Source organism: Xanthomonas sp. MUS 060 (genome assembly GCF_000963215.1).
In the GTDB taxonomy this organism is placed as follows: domain Bacteria; phylum Pseudomonadota; class Gammaproteobacteria; order Xanthomonadales; family Xanthomonadaceae; genus Xanthomonas_A.
This window is the reverse complement of the sequence record NZ_JZIM01000005.1, coordinates 109,450-129,799: the sequence shown is the minus strand read 5'-3', so window position 1 is coordinate 129,799 and position 20,350 is coordinate 109,450. Positions and strand designations below refer to the sequence as shown.

Below are 20,350 nucleotides of genomic sequence, written 5' to 3'. Positions count from 1 at the left end.
GCAATGCTCGAGTTTCCGCGCTGGAAGTATGTCCTCATCCTGATCGTGCTGGCGTTGAGCGCGTTGTATGCGCTGCCGAACGTGTACCAGAAGGATCCGTCGGTCCAGATCACCGCCAGTCGCGGTGGCAAGCTCGATGATGCCCTGCGCGAACGGGTCCTCGCCGACCTGAAGGCGGCCGGGATCACCGCAAAATCGGTCGCCAACGAAGGCGACAGCCTGATGGTGCGGTTGCCGAGCTTGCAGGCGCAGACTCGCGCCAACGACATCCTGCGTGAACAGGTGGGCGAGAACTACACGGTGGCGTTGAACCTGGCCTCGACGGTGCCAGGTTGGCTGTCCAAGCTCGGCGGCAAGCCGATGGTGCTGGGCCTGGACCTGGTCGGCGGTGTGCATTTCGCGCTGCAGGTGGATCAGAAGGCCGCGCTGGAGAAACGCTTGGATGCCTTCGCCGAAGACCTCCGCACCACGTTGCGCGATAACCACATTGCCTACCGTTCGGTGGAGCGTCGCCCAGACAACAGCATCCAGGCCAACCTGGGCGAGGGCGCCGATGCCAGCGCCGCACGCGCGGTTCTGGCCAAGGCGCAGCCAACGTTGAGCTATGCGGTGTCCGGGCAGACCATCGCGGTGACCGTGCCCGATGCCGAGTTGAAGCAGATCGCCGCTGGCGCCATCGAGCAGAACTTGACCACCCTGCGCAACCGCGTCAACCAGTTGGGCGTGGCCGAGCCGATCATCCAGCGGCAGGGCGAGGACCGCATCGTGGTCGAGTTGCCGGGTGTGCAGGACACCGCCGAGGCCAAGCGCATGATCGGTGCCACCGCCACCTTGGAGTTCCGTGGCGTGGTCGACGGCAATGCCGATGATGCGGTGCGCTCGGGCAATATTCCGCCCGATGCCAAGGTCTACTATCGGCGCGACAATGGCGCGCCGGTGCTGCTGAACAAGCGTGTGCTGGTGTCGGGCGATCAAATGGTCAACGCCAGCGTCAGCACCGACCAGAACGGCCTGCCGGCGGTGGCGGTGACGCTCAACAACGCGGCCGGTCAGCGCATGTTCGATTACACCAGTGCCAACACCGGCAAGCTGATGTCGGTAGTCTACATCGAGCGCATTCCGACCGTGACCATGGTCGATGGCAAGGAAGTGCGCAGCGTGCGGGTCAAGGAAGAGGCGCTGGCGCCGACCCGCATCGCCGGTGTGTTCGGCAAGAATTTCCAGACCACCGGGCTGGAGAAGAACGAAGCCGAGAATCTGGCCAAGTTGCTGCGTGCCGGTTCGCTGGCCGCGCCGATGGACTTCGTCGAGGAGTATGTGATCGGTCCCAGCCTGGGCGCTGAGAACGTGGAGCGTGGCATCACCGCCGTGGTCTACGCGTTCCTGTTCACCCTGGTGTTCTTCGGTGTGTACTACCGCATGTTCGGCGCGATCACCTCGGTGGCGTTGTTGATGAACCTGCTGATCGTGGTCTCGGTGATGTCGCTGTTCGGGGCCACCATGACCTTGCCGGGCTTCGCCGGTCTGGCCCTGTCGGTGGGCTTGTCGGTGGACGCCAACGTGCTGATCAACGAGCGTATCCGTGAAGAGTTGCGCCTGGGCGTGCCGCCCAAGTCGGCGATCGCGGCCGGTTACGAAAAGGCCGGCGGCACCATCCTCGACGCCAACCTCACCGGGCTGATCGTGGGTGTGGCGCTTTACGCGTTCGGCACCGGTCCGCTGAAGGGTTTTGCGTTGACCATGATCATCGGCATCTTCGCCTCGATGTTCACCGCGATCACCGTGTCGCGTGCGCTGGCGGTGCTGATCTACGGCCGTCGCAAGAAGCTCAAGTCCGTGGCGATTTGAGCCGCGCACGCCATCCTTCGCAAGAACCCGCGCCCGTTGGCGCGGGCTCCCAAAAAACGCAGAGCGGCATCCTATGAAAATTTTCCCGCTTCACCTGATTCCGAACGACACCAAGATCGACTTCATGCGCTGGCGGCATCCGACCCTGGTGCTGATGGCGGTGTTGGCGTTGGCCTCGTTGGGGATCATCTTCGCCAAGGGTTTCAATTACGCATTGGAATTTACCGGCGGTGCGCTGGTACAGACCAGTTTCCAGAAGGCGGTGGACGTGGATCAGGTGCGCACGCAGCTGGCCAAGGCCGGCTTCGAGAACGTGCAGGTGCAGAATGTCGGCAGTGGCAACCAGGTGGTGATCCGCCTGCAGCCGCAGGGCGAACACAATAACGAGGACATCACCAAGAACCTGGCCGAACAGGTGCGCAACGCGGTGACGACGCCGCAGAACCCGGCGACGGTGCAACCGGGCGAATTCGTCGGGCCGCAGGTCGGCAAGGACCTGGCGTTGAACGGCGTCTACGCGACGGTGTTCATGCTGGTCGGTTTCCTGATCTACATCGCCTTCCGTTTCGAATGGAAATTCGCGGTCGTGGCCAGCATGACCGCGTTGTTCGATCTGCTGGTGACGGTGGCGTATATCTCGCTGACCGGTCGCGAGTTCGATCTCACTGTGCTTGCCGGCCTGTTGTCGGTGATGGGCTTTGCGATCAACGACATCATCGTGGTGTTCGATCGCGTGCGCGAGAACTTCCGCAGCCTGCGTGTGGAGCCGGTCGAGGTGTTGAATCGTTCGATCAACCAGACCCTGTCACGCACGGTGATCACGGCGGTGATGTTCTTCCTGTCCGCGTTGGCGTTGTACTTGTACGGCGGCGCGTCGATGCAAGGCTTGGCGCTGACCCACATGATCGGTGCGGTGATCGTGGTGGTGTCCTCGGTGATCGTGGCGGTGCCGTTGTTGTCGATCGGTCCGTTCCAGGTGACCAAGCAGGACCTGTTGCCAAAGACCAAGGATGTGGAGGCGCTGGCGCGCAGGCCGTGAACTCGCTGCCCACGACCGACCGGCGCGCGAGCAACGCCCGGTTCTGCTGCTGTCGTCAATCTGTAAGAGCCGCGCGAATGCGCGGCTTTTCTTTTGGGCGCAGTCAGGATGCCTGTTGAGGTGTCGTGTGTGGTGGAACGGTGGCGACCGATGCGCCCGAACAGCGGACATTGCCTCTGGCGCAGAGGGATAAGGGGCGAATGTATTTCTGTGTCGTTGCAGCGGCGCGCGGTGTTTTTCCCGTGAGCGGCGTTACACGGGACGGCCAGAACCGCCCCGTGCATGCTGCTGATCAGGAGGCGACGTGCATGGCTGGGGCCACGCGTGAAGTGACGCGCGCCACCATCTTTGCCACTGTCGGATAGGTTTCCCTTTGCACATGGAACTGTCCGACGATCTCAACCAATTGGTTTGCCTGCTGTTCCATGGAGCGTGCCGCAGCGGTCGCCTCTTCGACCAACGTGGCGTTTTGCTGGGTCGCTTCGTCCATTTGGGCGATGGTCTGATTGACTTGCTCGATTCCAGTCGACTGTTCCTGCGATGCCGCGGAGATCTCGCTCATGATGTCGGTGACGCGCTGTACCGAGGCCACGACCTCCTGCATGGTCGTGCCTGCGCGGGCAACCAGGACCGAGCCTTCGGCGATGCGGTTCACCGAGTCGTCGATCAGGCCCTTGATTTCCTTTGCGGCATTGGCCGAACGTTGTGCGAGGGTACGCACTTCGCTGGCCACCACGGCGAACCCGCGGCCCTGTTCGCCGGCACGTGCCGCTTCCACCGCCGCGTTGAGTGCGAGGATATTCGTCTGGAAGGCAATGCCGTCGATGACGCTAATGATGTCGGCGATGCGCTTTGAGGAAGATTCGATACCACTCATCGTGTTGACGACCTGGCCGACCACCTGGCCTCCTTGCGAAGCGACCGACGCGGCGCTAACCGCCAACTGATTGGCCTGGCGTGCATTCTCGGCGTTCTGCTTCACGGTGGAGGTGAGTTCTTCCATCGATGCCGCGGTTTCCTCCAAGCTGGCGGCTTGTTGTTCGGTGCGGCGCGATAGGTCGTTGTTGCCAGTGGCGATCTCGCCAGCGGCGTTGTCGATGCTCGTGGATGCTGTTTGGATGCGACCGACCATCTCGGTCAATTGCCCGACGGTGGCGTTGGCGTCGTCGCGCATGCGTGCGAAAACGCCGTGGAATTCGCCCTGCATGTGTTGGGTGAGATCGCCAGCGGCGATCGCGCGTAGCAACTGCGATAGCGCTGCCAGATTCGTCTCGGTATCAACCATCATGCGATTGAGGTTGGTCACCATGGAGCGGAAGGCATGACCAAAACGCGTTTCGTCGCCGCGCCGAGAGAAATCGCCCTGTGCGGCCGCGCGGACCAGGACGTCGATCTCGCGATTGATTGCACCGAGGTTGCCTTTCACCTTGTGCATGGTCTCGGTTAGGATCGCCATCTCGCCGTGGAATTGCTCCAGGTCGCGGCTCAGGTCGCCCTCGGCGTATTCGCCCATCAGTGCGATCACCCGCTGATTCACGTCGATGTGGCGATGGACCAGCGCATTGGCGTCGCGCACCATGCGCCCATAATCACCAGGAAAGTGTTTCTCGTCCATGCGGAAGCTGATTTGTCCTGCTGCGTGATGGTCTGCCATCTCGGTCTGCGCCTGGATCACGGCGCGTAACTGCTCCTGCATCTGTCGCATGTCGTTCAACAACGATGGTGATGTTGTAGCCAGTTGCACGTCCCGCGACAGGTCGCCAGTGGCGATGCGGCGGACGACCTCGGCGGCATAGGCTGGCTCGCCACCAAGCTGGCGCATCAGGCTGTTGCGCACCAGTAGGCCGAGCGATATCGCTGCCAAAATGCCGATCAGCATGCCGCCGATGTTGGTCCACTCGCCCGCGTGCGCGCGCGCCTGGCTTGCTGCCTGGCGCACTTTCAACAACTCCTGTTCGGTTGCTTCGTACTGTCTGATACTGTCCCGCAGTCCATCCATCTGCTGCTTGCCTTGGGTGTTGAGCGTTGACAGACTGGAAGTTCTATCGCTCGCGTTTCCACGGATCTGATCGAGCGTCTTTTCCTGGATTGCGAGGAATTGTTCGTAGGACTGCGCGATCGCTTGCAGACGCGTCTGCTGGGTCGGATTGTCTGCGGTCAACTGTTTGGATTGCTGCCATTGCGTGCGGAATTCGCGTTTACCCTGCTCGAACGGCTCAAGATAGGTGGTGTCCTTGGTGAGGCCGAAGCCGCGCGCGCCGCTTTCGATATTGAGCAGGCTCAACAGCATGTGGTCGCCCATGGTGATGACCTGGTAGGTATGCGCGTCCATTGCCGCAGCTGCGATGAACTTGCGGAACCCGATCAGGCTGGCGATACCGACCAGCAATAACATGGCGATCACGCCGCAGAAGCCGATCGCCAGGCGTTTGCTGACGGTGAGATGATTGAACGACATTTGGTAAAATCTCCGAGCGGAAGGTACGAGCTATCGACTGCGTGATCGGACCGGGCCATCAACGCGGTGTCGGGTGAGCTCTGGTGGGGGCCAGGCTTTGGGCGAAAACCCGCACCGATATCGACCATCTATCGCCGGTCTTGAGGGAAACTATCGATGGCTGCCATCTGCGATTGAGCGTTACCTGTGCGCATCGCTATAACTTCGGAGATATACCGATCAATTTCAGGATATATGGCGATCACTGTCTACGCACTCGCCAATCAATTTCTCGTGAAATTGTGATGGCAGTCTTGTGGCACATGCTGGTCATGGCCGCTGTGCAATCGGAGTAGCGCGCGTCTTTGGCATATAAACGCGTTAAGCCGCTTCGTCCGCCAGCATTTCGGTCTGGGCTTGGAGTGTCGATGTGGTGCCGATTGCGCGCATGTCGGAAATAAAAAAGCCGCGCAATCGCGCGGCTTTCGGTTCTCCAGTTCGATGGCCCTCACTGGGGCCAGTTATTTAGAACTTGGGGTCGAACTCGCCGGCATACCCGCTGTTGACGATCAGCTTCTGCAGCGCATCGCTGACCTTGAGATTGCCGGCGACGATCTGGAATTGAGGGGCGCCGCGATCGTCGATGCGGCCTGGCGTGGCGCCCTTGAAGTCGGTGACGCGACCGCCGGCTTCGCGTACCAGCAACACGCCAGCAGCGATATCCCAGGCTTTCACGCCGGCCTCGAAATAGCCATCGGCGCGGCCACAGGCGACGTAGGCCAAGTCCAGTGCGGCCGAACCCGTGCGACGGATGTCCTCGGCCTGCACCATCAGCGCATCCACGCATTTGAGCTGGGCGCTGGTGCGTTTGCGTTCGCGCGGGGCGAAGCCGGTATTGATGATGGTGCCATCGAGTTCCTTGCGTTCGCTGACACGGATGCGACGGTCGTTGAGCACCGCGCCACTGCCGCGGCTGGCGGTGAACAGCTCGTTGCGCAGTGGATCGAAGATCACCGCATCGATCGGCTCGCCGTTTTCGACCAAGGCGATTGACACACAATAGTGAGGGAATCCACGCAGATAGTTGCTGGTGCCGTCCAGTGGATCGATCACCCACATGTAGCGGCCGCCTCCCTGCACGCCGCCTTCCTCGCCCATCACGCCGTAGTCCGGATAGGCGCGCCGCAATTCCTTGACGATCACCTTCTCCGCATCGGCATCCACTTCGCTGGCGTAGTCCATGCGGTCCTTCTGCACTACGTTCAGTGCCTCCAGGCGGTTGATGTGGCGCAACAGGACGTTGCCGGCGAGGCGGGCGGCCTTGACCATGACGGTAACGACGGGTTTTTGCACGGCAACGGTTCCCGAAAGGGCGGAGTAGGGCTGAACGAGGAAAAGAGCACCCCGGCGCGAAGGCCGGCCGCACAGTTTACCATCTACGCCCACATTCGCTTCCCTCTGCTGTGCTGCCATGACCGATCCTGCCCCCATTCGCTTCGTCCTGGTGGGAACCCAACATCCCGGTAACATTGGGGCTGCGGCGCGAGCGATGAAGACCATGGGTCTGGCGCGGTTGGTGCTGGTGGCGCCGGAATGCAGCGTGGACGTCGACGCTTACCGGCGTTCGGCTGGTGCCGAAGACCTGTTGCAGCAAGCGCCGGTGTTGCCGACGCTGGCCGATGCACTGGCCGATTGTCGACTGGTGTTGGGCTGTACCGCGCGCAGTCGCCGGGTCGCGTTGCAGGAATTATTGCCGGCCGACGCCGCACAGCGTCTGATGGCGACAGTGGCCGAGTCGGCCGAGGTGGCGCTGGTGTTTGGGCGCGAACGCACCGGCCTGACCAACGAAGAGCTGCAGCAGTGCCATGCGGCGGTGCATATCCCCTCCGACCCGGCATTTAGTTCGCTCAACCTTGCCGCGGCGGTGCAGGTCTTGGCCTATGAAGTGCGGCTGGCCCAGTTGCGCAGCGCGGCCGTCGCACCCGCTGCGGCCGCGCCTGGGTTGCGCGAAGCGCCGGCCAGCCACGCGCAATTGGAAGGCCTGTTCGGGCAGTTGGCCGAAACCCTGGATGACATCGATTTCCACAAGGGCCGCGCGCCAGAGTCGGCGATGCGTAAGTTGCGCCGGCTGTTCCTGCGCAATGCGCTCAGTGAGCAGGAAGTGCGGCTGTTGCGCGGGGTGTTGTCCGACGCACAGCGTATGGCGCGCCTGGCGGGGCAGAGCAAGCATTAATTGCCGTGCCGTCGTGAATCTTGCCAGTTGATTTGTTGCGTGGGTTCAGCGTGCCGGCGTTCGGGGTGGGCACCAGGCGGTGCCAATATGCTGCAGTACTGGATAGCAATGTTGTTTCCCGCCTTCGCCTTTCGCTGGAGCCTGGTCGCTTCTATTCGTGAATGACGCGTTGTCTACTTTTTTTGTAGTGCTCAATCCCAATATCAGCGCGGCATTGTTGTGGGGCTGGATGTATTGCCTGAACTGCAGCAGACCGGAGTTGAGCCGGCTCAGCCGTGATAATCAAGGATGGCTTGAATATGTCGGGCCTTACAAAATCAATCGTTTATGCCAAAAATAGAGTGGGATGGGCTTGTTCATGCCGTCCCTAATTGGGATGGATTACCCAAGGGCTGTTCAATAAAAGTACGGTGCCAATACTTTTGTCCAGGGAGCAGGAGGGCTATTCTGAATTCTCCCCCTCATTGCAGGTATTGCCAGCCATGATTATGCCTTCGCGTATTTTGCGTTTATCGCTATGTGTCAGCGGATGTGTGGTTGCTACCAGTGCGGCAGCACAAACCACAGCTCCCGAAACAACCTCATCCTCCCCAACCACTGCCACCGCCCAACAGAGCGCACCCACTGCAAGCTTCGAAAAGTGGCTTGCCGACTTCCGCCAACGTGCGCTTGCCTCCGGCATCGAAGCAACCACGCTGGACAAGGCATTCGCTGGCGTCACACCCGATCCATCGGTGCAGGCGCTGGATCAGCAGCAACCCGAATTCACCCTTCCTCTGTGGGACTATCTCGACGACCGTGTCACGCCTTCCATCATCCAGAAAGGACAGCAACTACTGAGTAGCCACCACGCTCTGTTTCAGAAATTGAAGCAGCAGTACGGTGTGGATCCGGGCATACTGACCGCCATCTGGAGCATGGAAAGCCAGTACGGCAAAAATATCGGTGACCTTTACGTGATCCGCTCGCTGGCGACACTGGCGCATGAGGGGCGGCGCACCACATATGGCAATACGCAACTGCTTGCGGCCTTGCAGATCTTACAGACGGGAAACGGCATTGATCGCTCGCGGTTGATCGGCTCGTGGGCCGGCGCCATGGGGCAGACGCAATTCATTCCGACCACCTATCTCCAATACGCTGTCGACGAGGATGGCGACCATAAACGCGATGTCTGGAATTCCTATGCGGACGCTTTGGGCTCTGCGGCGAATTATCTCAAGCAGAGCAATTGGACCCGCGATATTCCCTGGGGCCAGGAGGTCCATCTGCCAGCCGGCTTCGACTACGCGCAAGCCGACCTGACGATCAAGAAAACCGTAGCCGAATGGCTGCGCCTGGGGGTGAAGTGTGCTGGCAAACCGATTGCGAGCGCACTGGCTCAGCAGCAGGCATCGGTATTGTTGCCCACCGGGTACCGCGGCCCGGCGTTCCTGGTGTTCGACAATTTCCGCAGCATTCTGCGCTACAACAGTTCCAGCGCCTATGCCCTGGCGGTCGGTTTGCTGGCCGACGGTTATGCGGGCGGTGCCGGGGTAAAGCAGTCATGGCCCAAAGATGATCCTCCGCTCAATAGCGTGGCCGAGATCACCGAACTGCAGAAGCTGCTGAACGCCAAGGGATTCGACGTAGGCACCGTCGACGGTGTGGTGGGGGCGCGAACTCGTCAGGCAATCCGTGAATTCCAGCGCAGCCAGCAATTGCCGCAGGATGGTTACGCTAGCACTTCGTTGCTGGCGCGTTTGCGGGCCAGCTAATCGGCGCTGTATGCCGGAATCACGCCGTAGGCTTGGGAGGGTCTGTAGGGATTCCATGAAAAGTTCTTGGCTGATAGCGAGTCAGCTCACGTTTGGCTCTTTTCTGCACGAATCCCTGCCGATCCTCTATCCACGCAATTGAGACAGGTCTTGGGCGCGGTTGCGATGCGCCAGGTGCGCGGCGATGGTGCCGGTCAGGGCATCAGCGGGCGCTTGCCGCTGTCGCCGGGGATTTCGCGCACCAGCTTTGGTACCAAGTAGCCCGATAGCCGCGCGGCCAGCGCTCGATGCAAATCCAATGCGGTGGCATCGTCCACCTCGAAATGGGCCGCGCCCTGGACTCGGTCGAGCTGGTGCAGGTAATAGGGCAGTACGCCGGCGGCGAAGCTGCGTTCGCTCAAGGCGGCCAGCGCATCCACAGTGTCATTGACGCCGCGTAACAGCACCGCCTGGTTGAGCAACTGCGCGCCGGCATCGCGCAGGCGTGCCAGCGCGACATCCACCGCAGCGTCGAATTCGTTGGCATGGTTGGCGTGGATCACCACGGCCAGCGGCCAGGGCAGGGCGCGTAGCCAGGTCAGCAGCGGCGCATCGATGCGCTCGGGCAGCACCACCGGCAGCCGACTGTGCAGGCGCAGGCGTTTGAGTTGCGGCAATGTTGCGAGTGCCTGGGTCAGCTCGGCCAGTTTCGGCGTGGCCAGCGATAGCGGATCGCCGCCGGACAGGATGACTTCCTCGATGCTCGGATCGGCGGCGATGGCGGCCACCGCATCGCCCCAGCCATCGCGCGCGGCGCTCTCCTGAGCGTAGGGGAAGTGCCGACGGAAGCAGTAGCGACAGTGCACCGCGCAACTGCCGGTCGCCACCAGCAGGGCGCGCCCGCGATACTTGTGGATGACGCCATCGGCCTTTTTGGCGGCGTGGTCTCCCACCGCATCCAGGGCGAAGCCCGGCACCCGCTGCAATTCGGCATCCAGCGGCAGCACCTGACGCAGTAATGGGTCGTGTGGATCGCCATGCCGCATCCGTGCGAGGAAGCCGCGCGGCACGCGCAGCGCGAACTGCGTCGCCGCCTCGGTGGAAATGCCCAGTCCCTGCGGATCCAGCCCCAGCAGTGTCAGCAGTTCGTGCGGATCGCGCACGGCGTCGCGCCAGGCCTGCTGCCAGCTTGGCGTTGCGAGGACGGGGGGGCTCGGTGACGGCTGCATCGAGGGTGGTGCTGCGGTTATCATAGGAGGTTATCAAGCGAGCACCCGCCGCTGCGGCGGGGTGCCCATTCTATCCGGCCGGCCGCCGAACGCGGCGGGTTTACATTACCCGAGGAGTTTCAGATGGCCAGCTATGGCATGAACGATGTCAAGAACGGGATGAAAATCCTGGTCAACAGCGAACCTGCGATCATCACCGATACCGAATACGTGAAGCCGGGCAAGGGCCAGGCGTTCACCCGGGTCAAATATCGCTTCATCAAGTCCGGGCGCGTGGTCGAAATGACCATGAAGGCCACCGACAACGTGGAAGCCGCCGACGTGGTCGATACCAACATGCAGTACCTGTACACCGACGGCGAATACTGGCACTTCATGCAGCAGGAGACCTTCGAGCAGGTGCAGGCCGACAAGACCGGCGTCGGCGATGCCGCCAAGTGGATCAAGGGCGAGGAGGACTGCGTGGTGACGTTGTGGAACGGGACCCCGATCCAGGTCACCCCGCCGAATTTCGTCGAGCTGAAGATCGTCGAGACCGATCCAGGCGTGCGTGGCGATACCTCTGGCGGTGGCGGCAAGCCGGCCACGCTGGAGACTGGCGCGGTGGTGCGCGTGCCCTTGTTCGTCGGCCAGGACGAAGTGATCAAGGTCGATACGCGTTCGGGCGAGTATTTCTCGCGCGTCAAGTAAGCGCGTCGTTGCCGGAGTCGCAGCGTGCGTCTCCGGCAGGGTCGCGGCGGTGTTGTGCTTGGATCTGGCGCGCGGCGCGAACGCCGGCCTGCCGCGTATCCTTGCGTGATCGGAAGGCGCGGCTTGCCGGCTGTGCTGCGGCGCGAGGACCCACTGCCAGGCGCCGCGGCTAGGTGTGGCAGACGTTATGCTAAGACGAACAGGGCGATTGTCCCGTTCCCCCGACAAGGCGCCATTCCAGGCGCTGCCACTTTGATCCCTGCCAAGACGCGCCATGACCGTCCCTCCGATTGAATCCTGCGACCTGTTGATCGAAGCCGGTTACGTCGTCCCGATCGAACCGCATGCAGTGGTGCTGGAGGACCACGCGGTGGCGGTGCGCGGCGGCGAGATTCTCGCCGTGCTGCCCACCGCCCAGGCGCGCGCGCGCTTCGCCGCTACGCGCACCGTCTCGCGTCCCGATGCGGCGCTGCTGCCCGGCCTGGTCAATGCGCATACCCACAACCCGATGACGCTGCTGCGCGGCATCGCCGACGACTTGCCGTTGATGGTGTGGCTGCAGCAGCACATCTGGCCGGTGGAGACCGCGGTGATCGGCCCGGAGTTCGTCGCCGACGGCACCGCGCTGGCGATTGCCGAGATGCTGCGCGGCGGCACCACCTGCGCCAACGAGAATTACTTCTTCGCCGACGTGCAGGCCGCGGTCTACAAGCAGCACGGCTTCCGCGCGCGGGTCGGCACGGTGATCATCGATTTCCCCACCGCCTGGGCCAAGACCGCCGACGAATACTTCGCCCGCGCCTGCGAGGTGCACGATCAATGGCGCGACGATCCGCTGGTTGGTATCGCCTTCGCTCCGCATGCGCCGTACACGGTCAACGACGCCAACTTTGAACGGGTGCGGATGTTGTCCGACCAGCTCGATGTGCCGGTCCACCTGCACACCCACGAGACAGCGCAGGAGATCGCCGATTCGCTCAAACAATATGGTCAGCGCCCGCTGGCGCGGCTGGATCGGCTCGGCCTGGTCAACGATCGCCTGATCGCGGTGCACATGACCCAACTGACCGAGGTGGAGATCCACCTGTGCGCCGAGCGCGGGGTCAGCGTCGTGCATTGCCCCGAATCCAACCTCAAACTCGCCTCCGGTTTCTGCCCGGCCTGCGCGCTGCAACGCGCCGGAGTGAATCTGGCGATCGGCACCGACGGTTGCGCCAGCAACAACGATCTGGACATGTTCAGCGAGAACCGCACCGCCGCGCTCCTGGCCAAGGCGGTGGCCAATGACGCCACCGCGCTGGATGCGGCCAGCACGCTGCGCGTGGCCACCCTGGGCGGCGCGCGTGCGCTGGGCTTTGGCGATAGGATTGGTTCGATCGAGCCCGGCAAACAAGCCGACCTGATCTGCGTGGATCTGTCGGCCCTGGAAACCCAGCCGTTGCACAACGTACTCTCGCAGTTGGTGTACGCCGCTGGCCGCCAGCAGGTGAGCGATGTCTGGATTGCCGGCCAGCCCAAGCTGACCCAGCGGGTGTTGGTGGATATGGATGTCCAGGCGCTGGTCGCCAATGCACGGGAATGGCGCGAACGCATCCGCAGTGTTCGTGCCTGATCCGTTTTTCCCGCGCCGCGCTGCGCGTGGCCCCATCGAGATGCCGTCATGACCGCTCCCGCCGCCAACGCTTCCGCCAATTTCGATCAGGCCGAACTGGACAAGTTCGGTGCCCTGGCCACCCGCTGGTGGGATGCCGATGGCCCGCAGAAGCCGCTGCATGCGCTCAATCCGGTGCGTCTGCGCTATGTCGCCGAGCGGGTGCCGCTACGTGGCGCCACCGTGTTGGACGTGGGCTGCGGTGGCGGCCTGCTCAGCGAAGCGTTGGCCAAGGAAGGCGCGCAGGTCACCGCCATCGATCTGGCGCCGGAGCTGATCAAGGTGGCGCGCCTGCATCGGTTTGAATCCGCGGTCGAGGTCGATTACCGGGTGCAGTCGGTCGAGGAGCTCGCGGCGGCGCAGCCGGCCAGTTTCGATGCAATCACTTGCATGGAAATGCTCGAACACGTGCCGGATCCTGCGGCGATCATCGCTGCCTGCGCACGCTTGCTCAAGCCGGGTGGTCAACTGTTCCTGTCCACCCTCAACCGGACCCCGGCCGCGTTCGCCCTGGCCATTGTCGGTGCCGAATACGTGGCGCGTCTGCTGCCTGCCGGCACCCACCACTATCAGGGTTTCATCAAGCCAGCGGAGCTGGCCGCCTGGCTGCGCCAGGTGCAATTGCAATTGCGCGATGTCACCGGCTTGCGCTACGAGCCTTGGCGTAACAGCGCGCGTCTGTCCACGCGCACCGAAGTCAACTATCTGGCCTGCGCGGCCAAGCCGGACGCGCTGGATGCGCAGCAGTAGCCAGCAACCACTGCGCCGTGGGTTCCCGCGCGCGGTGCTCTTCGATCTGGACGGTACCTTGCTGGATAGCGCGCCGGACCTGCTGGCCGCGACCAACGTGTTATTGGCCGAACACGGCCGTGCCGCTCTGACGCTGGAGCAACTGCGGCCGGTGGTGTCCAAAGGCGCGCGGGCGATGCTCGGTGTCGCCTTCCCGGACCTGGCGGCCGACACCCGCGATGCGTTGATTCCGGCGTTCCTGAGCCACTACGAGGCGTTGATCGGTCGTTATTCGCATCCGTTCGACGGGATCGCCGGGTTGCTGCAACGGCTGGAAGACGCTGGCAGTGTCTGGGGCATTGTCACCAACAAGCCCGAGTTTCTGGCCCGGCTGATCCTGCCCCAACTGCACTGGGAGCAGCGCTGTGCGGTGTTGATCGGCGGTGACTCGTTGTCCGAGCGCAAGCCGCATCCGCTGCCGCTGCAGGTCGCCGCGCAGCGCATGGCGATGGCGCCACGGGATGTGGTCTACGTCGGCGACGATGAGCGCGATATCCTCGCCGCGCGCGCTGCCGGCATGGCCTCGGTGGCGGTGTTGTGGGGCTACCGCTTGCACGACGACGACCCGCTGGCCTGGTGTGCCGACGCCTTGGTGGCCGATCCACTCGATCTGTACACCGCCGCGGCGTGGCCGTTGGCTGCGTCATCTTCCTGATTGTCCGGAGCCCCGATTGCATGAGCAGTTCGTCCGCCCTGGAGGCTTTTCTCGACAAATGGCGCCGTCGTTGGCCGGAATGGGCCGTGGCCGAGACCTTCGTGCCCGTCTCCCAGCGCGCCCGCACCCTGGCCTGGTTCGCCTTGCTGCAGGAGTTCGACGACATCCTCAACATCGCCGGCGATCCGCTACCGGCCGACGCCAAGCTGGCATGGTGGGGAGAAGAGTTACGCAGTTGGGCCGTGCGGCGTTCGCGGCATCCGTTGGGGCGGGTTCTGGAGCCGGTCGCTGCGCCTTGGGTGCCGTTAGCCGATGCACTGTTGACGTTGCCTGATTCGCGCGCCGCCGCCGCCGATGCGGCGCATGCGCTGGAACGCCTGCGGCCGTTCGCCGATGCGGTGGTCGCGGTCGAGCGAATCCTGTTCGATCCCCTCACCGATGGCGATCCCGGCCCGGTGGCAGCCCAGGTGCTGGCGCAGCGGCTGGCCGAAGCCGGCATTGCCGCGTTGCCGATGTCGCTGCGCACTGGCGACGAGGCGCAGGCACAACAGCGCTGGGCGCAGGCCATCTTGCAGCGCTGGCCGCGGCGCGTGCAGGGTGCGCGTCCACGCCGCATTCTCTCGACGCTGGCGCGGGCACGGCTTGCACGACGTGCAAGCGCTTCGCGCACCTCGCTTAGCGCAATGTCCACACTATGGCGTGCATGGTGGGCGGGGCTTGGGTGAGGGCGTAACCCAGCGTATCCGCCGCAGCCTTACCATGAACGCAGCGCTGGCATGATGGCTCCAGCGCTGCGGGGTGACGAGAGCGGTGCGAGTTGGATCGATCAGATCGGCGAATCGGGCAACACGCTGCTGTAGGGGACGAACGCGTTACTGCAATCCAGCGGCGTGCCTTGTCCAGGTGTGCCATTCAACTGCACGTCGTACTGCTTGGAGGGTGCTAGCAAACTAGCGAAGCTGACCGGCCCGCCGGTAAAATTGAAGTGCGCGGCCGCCGGATTGGCGTTCGGTCCACTATTGTGCGGGAAGGCGAAGGAGACATTGCCACCGTCGATCACGACATTATCCAGGGAAATCGTGATTGGATAGGATGCATTTTTATCCATGTAGCCGTAGAAACTCAATTGACCAGCGCCGAAATTGCTCAAGCCCAGCGAGTGCACGTTGCGCAAGGTGATTCCATTGAAATGCGGATAAGATGCCTTTTGGGCGCTGCTCGCCGGCTTGCTGTAGAATGTGTCGAACACCAGCGGACGTTCCACGCTGCGCATGCAGATATTCTCGAACAGTACATCGGAAACCTGTCCGCCGCGGGTGCTGTCGGATTTGATCCGTAGGCCATTACCTGACGCAGTGTCTGTGCCTGAATCGGTGGAATTGAGTCCGTCGATGCTCAGGTTGCTCACCACGATATTATTGATACCAGAGTCGGTCTCGCTACCTAGCGACATACCATGGCCATAATAAAAATGGTTATTGACGAAGGCCATATATGTCGACGGAATGCTCGATGTGCCAGTGGCATGCGCTTTGATGGCGACGTGGTCGTCGCCGGTGCTGATATAGGAATATGCCAACAGGACATTCTTGGACTGACCTGGATCGAAGCCATCGGTGTTTTTGACGTTTCCCGGAGTGAAGCAAGTGGCAGGCGTTTGCATATCCGGTGTGGTGCCGGCTGGGCAGTTATAGCCTGGTTGCGTGTAGACAAGACTCGGGGTGAGGATCTTCAGGCCCCAGGCGGTCATGCCTGTCACATTGTTGGTGATCACGTGAAAATTCGGCGAGTTCTCCAGGGTTAACCGATACATGACGATATTGCTGCTGTTATCGATTTGCAGCAGACGCGGCGCGTGCTGGATGAGTCCCTGGCTCACGGTCTGGTAGGCCACATCCCACCAACTACGCTTGCCCGCGTTGGGGCCTGCGGTCAGGACGCTGCCGCCACGCCCGTCGATCTTGCCGTCGCCGACGATGCCGTTGCCACTGAGAGAGTTGCCGTAAATGAGCGGTTTGCAGGTTTTGGTTTTGTCGTTATTTGCGGTACCGCAACTCCCTACGCCGGTATCGTAATCTTGTGGGTTGCGCGAGGCGAATAAGGTGACGCCCCCGTCGATCCATAGGGTCACTCCGCTCTTTAGAGTCAACGGACCGGTGAGGAAACCGGATTCGCCATCGTCTCCCGTCGCCAGCTTCACCGCGCTGCCGGCAGGGCAGTCGTTAATGGCATTCTGGATGCGTAGTGTATCCGGTGCCGAGTAGGTGGGGTCCGCATCGATGCTGTCCAGCGATCCGTTGATCGGTTGCAGCGTTGCAGCCAGTGTCGTGCAGACGTTCTCTGGTAGCGTCGGCTCGTCGATCACTCCCCAGGAGGTAGCGATCGAAGTCTTTTCGTCACTGTAATGTTGGAATTTTTGCGGTCTTGCATGGTCATGGAGTGAAGTTGCAGAGGCATGAAGTGAGATAGTCGCCAGTAGCGACAGACTGTATGTGAGGCAAGAAAACGGATTTGCAGTGGTCATGAAAGTGTTTTTCAATAAGAAGTGCGCAGGATGTGTCGGCTTGCTGATTGATTGGAGCGGACGTCGTTGCGGTTCGGTCTATGTCAATTGGGAGGAGGGGAGATGGCGCTGCCTGCGCCGGTGTTGGCATACTCGTAGAAACGGTTGGCAGAATAGATGCAATTGGCATTGCAATAAGGACGTCCGGAGGTGGACGTCGCCCATGGCGCATATTTCCGGATATGCTCGCCGAGAGTCGAATTGCGGATTGTCACCTGACCATTAGGTGATTTGCCGTTGACATAATTGGAAAGGTTGCCAACCCCCTGGTCCCAGGCGCGGCCCAGAGATATGGTATTGCTGATGGCAGGGCCGATCACATCGAAGATGCTATCGATGGCAAGAAAGCCATATGTGTTGCCAGGATTGGTACTTGGGGCGAATAAATAGGTGTTGTCAATGTTTTTCAAGCGTCTGGCATCGTAGCGGATGATGCTGTGGGAAAAGACCGCGGTGCCTGAGCCGAAGATGAAGTCGGTGTCGCCTTGCACCAGGCTGTTCTTGAAGAATGCGCGTTTCACTAATGTAGCATTAGCAGGGCTGATGAGCAGGGTATCCTGGTTGCCCAGCACTGCGACATTGTCGAAAATCATCTTGTCGCCGCGTACGGCCAAGGCGACCGCTGACTGGTTGATGTTTGGGTAGGTGTCCTCCACATAATCGTTGGCGAAGGTCAGATTGCGCGCCTGGAATTCGTCCGCTTTCACTGTGAACGTGGCGCTGCCTGATGTGCCAATAATGTCAGCATTGGCATTATTGGCGCAGGGGCTGGTGGGTTTGCCGACGGGTTTTGGTGTCGGATTGGCGTTGTTGAAGGTGATCAATGTGCTACTACGGCTTGCGCCGAGACCGAACAACGTGATCGGTGGCGCTGTCTCAGGGATGCACACTACTTCTCTGTAGATTCCTGGCTTGATGCCGATGTAGCGGCGTATGGTGCCGCCGTCCGCCACAGCCTTGTCCACCGCTGCCTGGACGCTGGTGAACGGTGTCGAGCCATCGGCATCGACGAGATAGTCGGGGCTCAGCAACGCCACGCCCGCGCTTGGGTCCCAATTGTCGGTGACCAGCGAGCCGATCGTGCCGGCTTGGGCCAGATAGGTGGAAGCCGTATAGTTCTTTGCATCGGCGTCGCTTAATTGCGGTCTGTCGGTAGTGTTTATCAAACTTTGCGCATTGCAATCGAGGGAGTGGAAGAGCGTCAGTAATGCGCAGGAGTACAGCCAAGTTGGAAGTCGCATATGGGTCTTCTATTTCAAGGTGATAGCCGGTATCTTAAACGGGATGTGGTGCGTACATGTTCGGATTTTTGATAGCCGGTATCTTAAACGGGATGTGGTGCGTACATGTTCGGATTTTTTATGTGGCTTTCCATTGTGGATAATGATCAATATTTTTTTATTTTTGATAATTTTCCAAAAAATATGGAAATTTAGAAAGTGCAATTCCGACCGTGTTGCGGTTAATTTATTCGTTAAGGTAACCATCGTATTCTTGCTATTCGCTGAATTCGATGGTTGTGTCGTCGCGGGATTTATCATTGGCATGTTTCATGTGCATTCCACACTGCTTGCATAGGTTGTTCTGAGTGGAATAAATATTTTTTAATAGTATGCCAACATATGCTGGTACTGATCGGTCGGGGATATTACGCTGCGCGTTTCGGCGCCGATGGCCCCTGCTGGCTGCGCCCGCAATGGAAGGGCCATCGCCGTCACCAGCAGGCCGAACGCCCGCCACGCGCTGCTCGGCAAGATGCTGCGGAACATCAGCGGTCGAAGATCAGACGTTGCCCATTCGGATGGCCGACCAAACGCGTTCCATCCCAGGCCAGCTCGCCGTTGACCCAGGTGGTGGCGATCTTCGAGCGGAATCGGCGGCCCTCGAACGGCGACCAGCCGCATTTGGACAGCACATCCTCGCGCTGCACGGTGAAGGCGCTGTCGTCGATCAGCACCAGGTCGGCGTGATAGCCCTCGCGCAGGAAACCGCGTTCGTGCACGTCGAACAGCAGCGCAGGCGCATGCGCGAACTTGTGCACCACCTGGGCCACGCTGAGCCGGCCTTCATGGACCAGTTCCAGCGCCGCGACCAGTGCGTACTGCACCAGCGGCAACCCCGACGGCGCCTGCGCATACGGTTTGCTCTTCTCTTCCAAGGTATGCGGGGCGTGATCGGTGGCGAGCACGTCGATCACGTCCTCGGTCAGTGCGCGGATCAGCGCCTCGCGGTCGCTGGCGTCCTTGATCGACGGATTGCACTTGATCAGGTTGCCGAGCGTGGCGTAGTCGGCGCGGTCGAAGCGCAGGAAGTGGATGCAGGTCTCGGCGGTGATGCGTTTGCCCTGGATCGGTCCCGGTGCGAACAGTGCCAGTTCGTCGGCGGTGGAAATATGCAGCACGTGCAGGCGGGTGCCATGCTTCTTTGCCAACGATACCGCCAGTTGCGAGGATTTCAGGCAGGCCTCGCGCGAGCGGATGTCCCCATGCATCTGCGCATTCAGCGCTTCGCCGTACTGCTGCTTGAACGCGGCCAGGGTCGCGTCGATGGTCGGCGTGTCTTCGCAGTGGGTGATGATCGGTGTCGGCGCGTCGCGGAAAATCGCGTCCAGCGTGTGCGGATTGTCCACCAGCATGTTGCCGGTGGAGGCGCCCATGAACACCTTGATGCCAGGCGCGGTCTTCGGATCCAGTGTCTGTATCGCGGCCAGATTGTCGTTGCTGGCGCCCAGGTAAAAGCCGTAGTTGCCCCAGGCGCGGCCGCGCGCGGCGTCGTACTTGGCCTGCAAGGCGGCAGCGTCCAGGGTCGGCGGATTGGTATTGGGCATGTCCATGAAGCTGGTCAGGCCGCCGGCCACTGCGGCCGCCGATTCGCTGGCGATGTCGCCTTTGTGGGTCAGGCCTGGTTCGCGGAAGTGCACTTGATCGTCGATCATGCCTGGCAGTAGCCAGCGCCCCTTGGCATCGACCACCGTCTCGCCTTCGCGTGCGCTCAGTTGCGAGGCGATCGCGGCGATGCGGCCGTCAGCGATGCGCAGGTCGCCCTGGGTTTCATGGCCTTCGTTGACCAGGCGCGCGTTGACGATGAGTGTGGAAGCGGACATCAGGATTTTCCTCGGCAGCGACAGGTTGGGGGAGTGGTGGGGTCTGGTACCGGATCGAACCCGCCGGGATGGAAGGGATGGCAGCGGCTGACGCGGCAAACGGCCATCCAGCCGCCACGCAGCGCGCCATAACGGGCGATAGCGGTCATTGCGTAGGTCGAGCAACTGGGCACGAAACGGCAGCGCGGCCCCAGCAGCGGACTGATGAAGTGCTTGTACAGGCGTAGCAGAATAATGAGCGCGCGGACGATCACGCCACCATGATATGCCACCTACTGGACTAGGCGCTGTAGGTCGGCGTATACGCGGCGTTGTTGCCGCTAAGGGTAGGGTAGGCTATAAAGGCCCGCTTTCCCGGGCCCCGGGAAGATCAAGGA

16 protein-coding genes are annotated in these 20,350 nt (G+C 61.6%); 9 read left to right on the top strand and 7 right to left on the bottom strand.

What is annotated here, in order from left to right; translation table 11 throughout:
* Positions 1-3 precede the first annotated feature (3 nt).
* Positions 4-1,848 (top strand): protein translocase subunit SecD, encoded by a 1,845-nt coding sequence (gene secD, locus XANALMUS060_RS07770; RefSeq protein ID WP_045737986.1) that lies wholly within the window; start codon positions 4-6, stop codon positions 1,846-1,848.
* 73 nt (positions 1,849-1,921) lie between these two features.
* Positions 1,922-2,887 (top strand): protein translocase subunit SecF, encoded by a 966-nt coding sequence (gene secF / locus XANALMUS060_RS07765; protein WP_045727820.1) that lies wholly within the window; start codon positions 1,922-1,924, stop codon positions 2,885-2,887.
* A 292-nt stretch (positions 2,888-3,179) separates the two neighbouring features.
* On the opposite strand, the gene XANALMUS060_RS22820 is transcribed toward secF, so the two are convergent.
* Positions 3,180-5,345, bottom strand: a complete 2,166-nt coding sequence (locus tag XANALMUS060_RS22820) for a methyl-accepting chemotaxis protein (RefSeq protein WP_045737899.1) — start codon at positions 5,343-5,345, stop codon at positions 3,180-3,182.
* A 504-nt stretch (positions 5,346-5,849) separates the two neighbouring features.
* Positions 5,850-6,677, bottom strand: coding sequence for an inositol monophosphatase family protein (locus XANALMUS060_RS07755; RefSeq protein WP_045737898.1), 828 nt, complete (start codon positions 6,675-6,677; stop codon positions 5,850-5,852).
* A gap of 118 nt (positions 6,678-6,795) precedes the next feature.
* Between XANALMUS060_RS07755 and XANALMUS060_RS07750 the strand changes: the two genes are divergently transcribed.
* Complete coding sequence (locus XANALMUS060_RS07750; protein WP_045737897.1) at positions 6,796-7,557, top strand: RNA methyltransferase; 762 nt, start codon at positions 6,796-6,798, stop codon at positions 7,555-7,557.
* 482 nt (positions 7,558-8,039) lie between these two features.
* Positions 8,040-9,314, top strand: coding sequence for a lytic murein transglycosylase (locus tag XANALMUS060_RS07745; protein WP_045737896.1), 1,275 nt, complete (start codon positions 8,040-8,042; stop codon positions 9,312-9,314).
* 194 nt (positions 9,315-9,508) lie between these two features.
* Here XANALMUS060_RS07745 and epmB read toward each other — a convergent pair whose 3' ends face one another.
* Positions 9,509-10,546 (bottom strand): EF-P beta-lysylation protein EpmB, encoded by a 1,038-nt coding sequence (gene epmB, locus XANALMUS060_RS07740; protein ID WP_045737895.1) that lies wholly within the window; start codon positions 10,544-10,546, stop codon positions 9,509-9,511.
* A 99-nt stretch (positions 10,547-10,645) separates the two neighbouring features.
* Here epmB and efp point away from each other — a divergent pair, with 99 nt between their 5' ends.
* The 5 genes from efp (at position 10,646) to XANALMUS060_RS07715 (ending at position 15,032) form a co-directional block, all read left to right on the top strand.
* On the top strand, positions 10,646-11,212 hold the full coding sequence (gene efp / locus XANALMUS060_RS07735; protein ID WP_045727814.1) for an elongation factor P: 567 nt from the start codon (positions 10,646-10,648) through the stop codon (positions 11,210-11,212).
* Between the two features lie 274 nt (positions 11,213-11,486).
* Positions 11,487-12,824, top strand: coding sequence for a TRZ/ATZ family hydrolase (locus XANALMUS060_RS07730; protein WP_045737894.1), 1,338 nt, complete (start codon positions 11,487-11,489; stop codon positions 12,822-12,824).
* Positions 12,825-12,872: 48 nt separating this feature from the next.
* Positions 12,873-13,613 (top strand): bifunctional 2-polyprenyl-6-hydroxyphenol methylase/3-demethylubiquinol 3-O-methyltransferase UbiG, encoded by a 741-nt coding sequence (gene ubiG, locus XANALMUS060_RS07725; protein ID WP_045737893.1) that lies wholly within the window; start codon positions 12,873-12,875, stop codon positions 13,611-13,613.
* Positions 13,600-14,307 carry a phosphoglycolate phosphatase gene (locus XANALMUS060_RS07720; RefSeq protein WP_045737892.1) on the top strand — a complete coding sequence of 236 codons (708 nt, stop codon included), beginning with the start codon at positions 13,600-13,602 and terminating at the stop codon, positions 14,305-14,307. The genes ubiG and XANALMUS060_RS07720 overlap by 14 nt, the downstream gene beginning before the upstream one ends.
* Positions 14,308-14,327: 20 nt before the next feature.
* Complete coding sequence (locus tag XANALMUS060_RS07715) at positions 14,328-15,032, top strand: phytoene synthase (RefSeq protein WP_045737891.1); 705 nt, start codon at positions 14,328-14,330, stop codon at positions 15,030-15,032.
* A 101-nt stretch (positions 15,033-15,133) separates the two neighbouring features.
* Here XANALMUS060_RS07715 and XANALMUS060_RS07710 read toward each other — a convergent pair whose 3' ends face one another.
* The 4 genes from XANALMUS060_RS07710 to yidD form a co-directional block, all read right to left on the bottom strand.
* Positions 15,134-16,831 (bottom strand): glycoside hydrolase family 28 protein, encoded by a 1,698-nt coding sequence (locus tag XANALMUS060_RS07710; protein WP_045737890.1) that lies wholly within the window; start codon positions 16,829-16,831, stop codon positions 15,134-15,136.
* Positions 16,832-16,914: 83 nt separating this feature from the next.
* A complete protein-coding gene (locus tag XANALMUS060_RS07705) occupies positions 16,915-18,111 on the bottom strand; it encodes a putative acyl-CoA thioester hydrolase (protein ID WP_045737889.1) in 1,197 nt (398 codons plus the stop codon).
* Between the two features lie 527 nt (positions 18,112-18,638).
* Entirely contained in the window at positions 18,639-19,973 is a 1,335-nt protein-coding gene (locus XANALMUS060_RS07700) for a dihydroorotase (protein WP_045737888.1), read from the bottom strand.
* A complete protein-coding gene (yidD, locus tag XANALMUS060_RS18470; RefSeq protein WP_152640431.1) occupies positions 19,973-20,245 on the bottom strand; it encodes a membrane protein insertion efficiency factor YidD in 273 nt (90 codons plus the stop codon). The genes XANALMUS060_RS07700 and yidD overlap by 1 nt, the downstream gene beginning before the upstream one ends.
* Between the last annotated feature and the right edge of the window lie 105 nt (positions 20,246-20,350).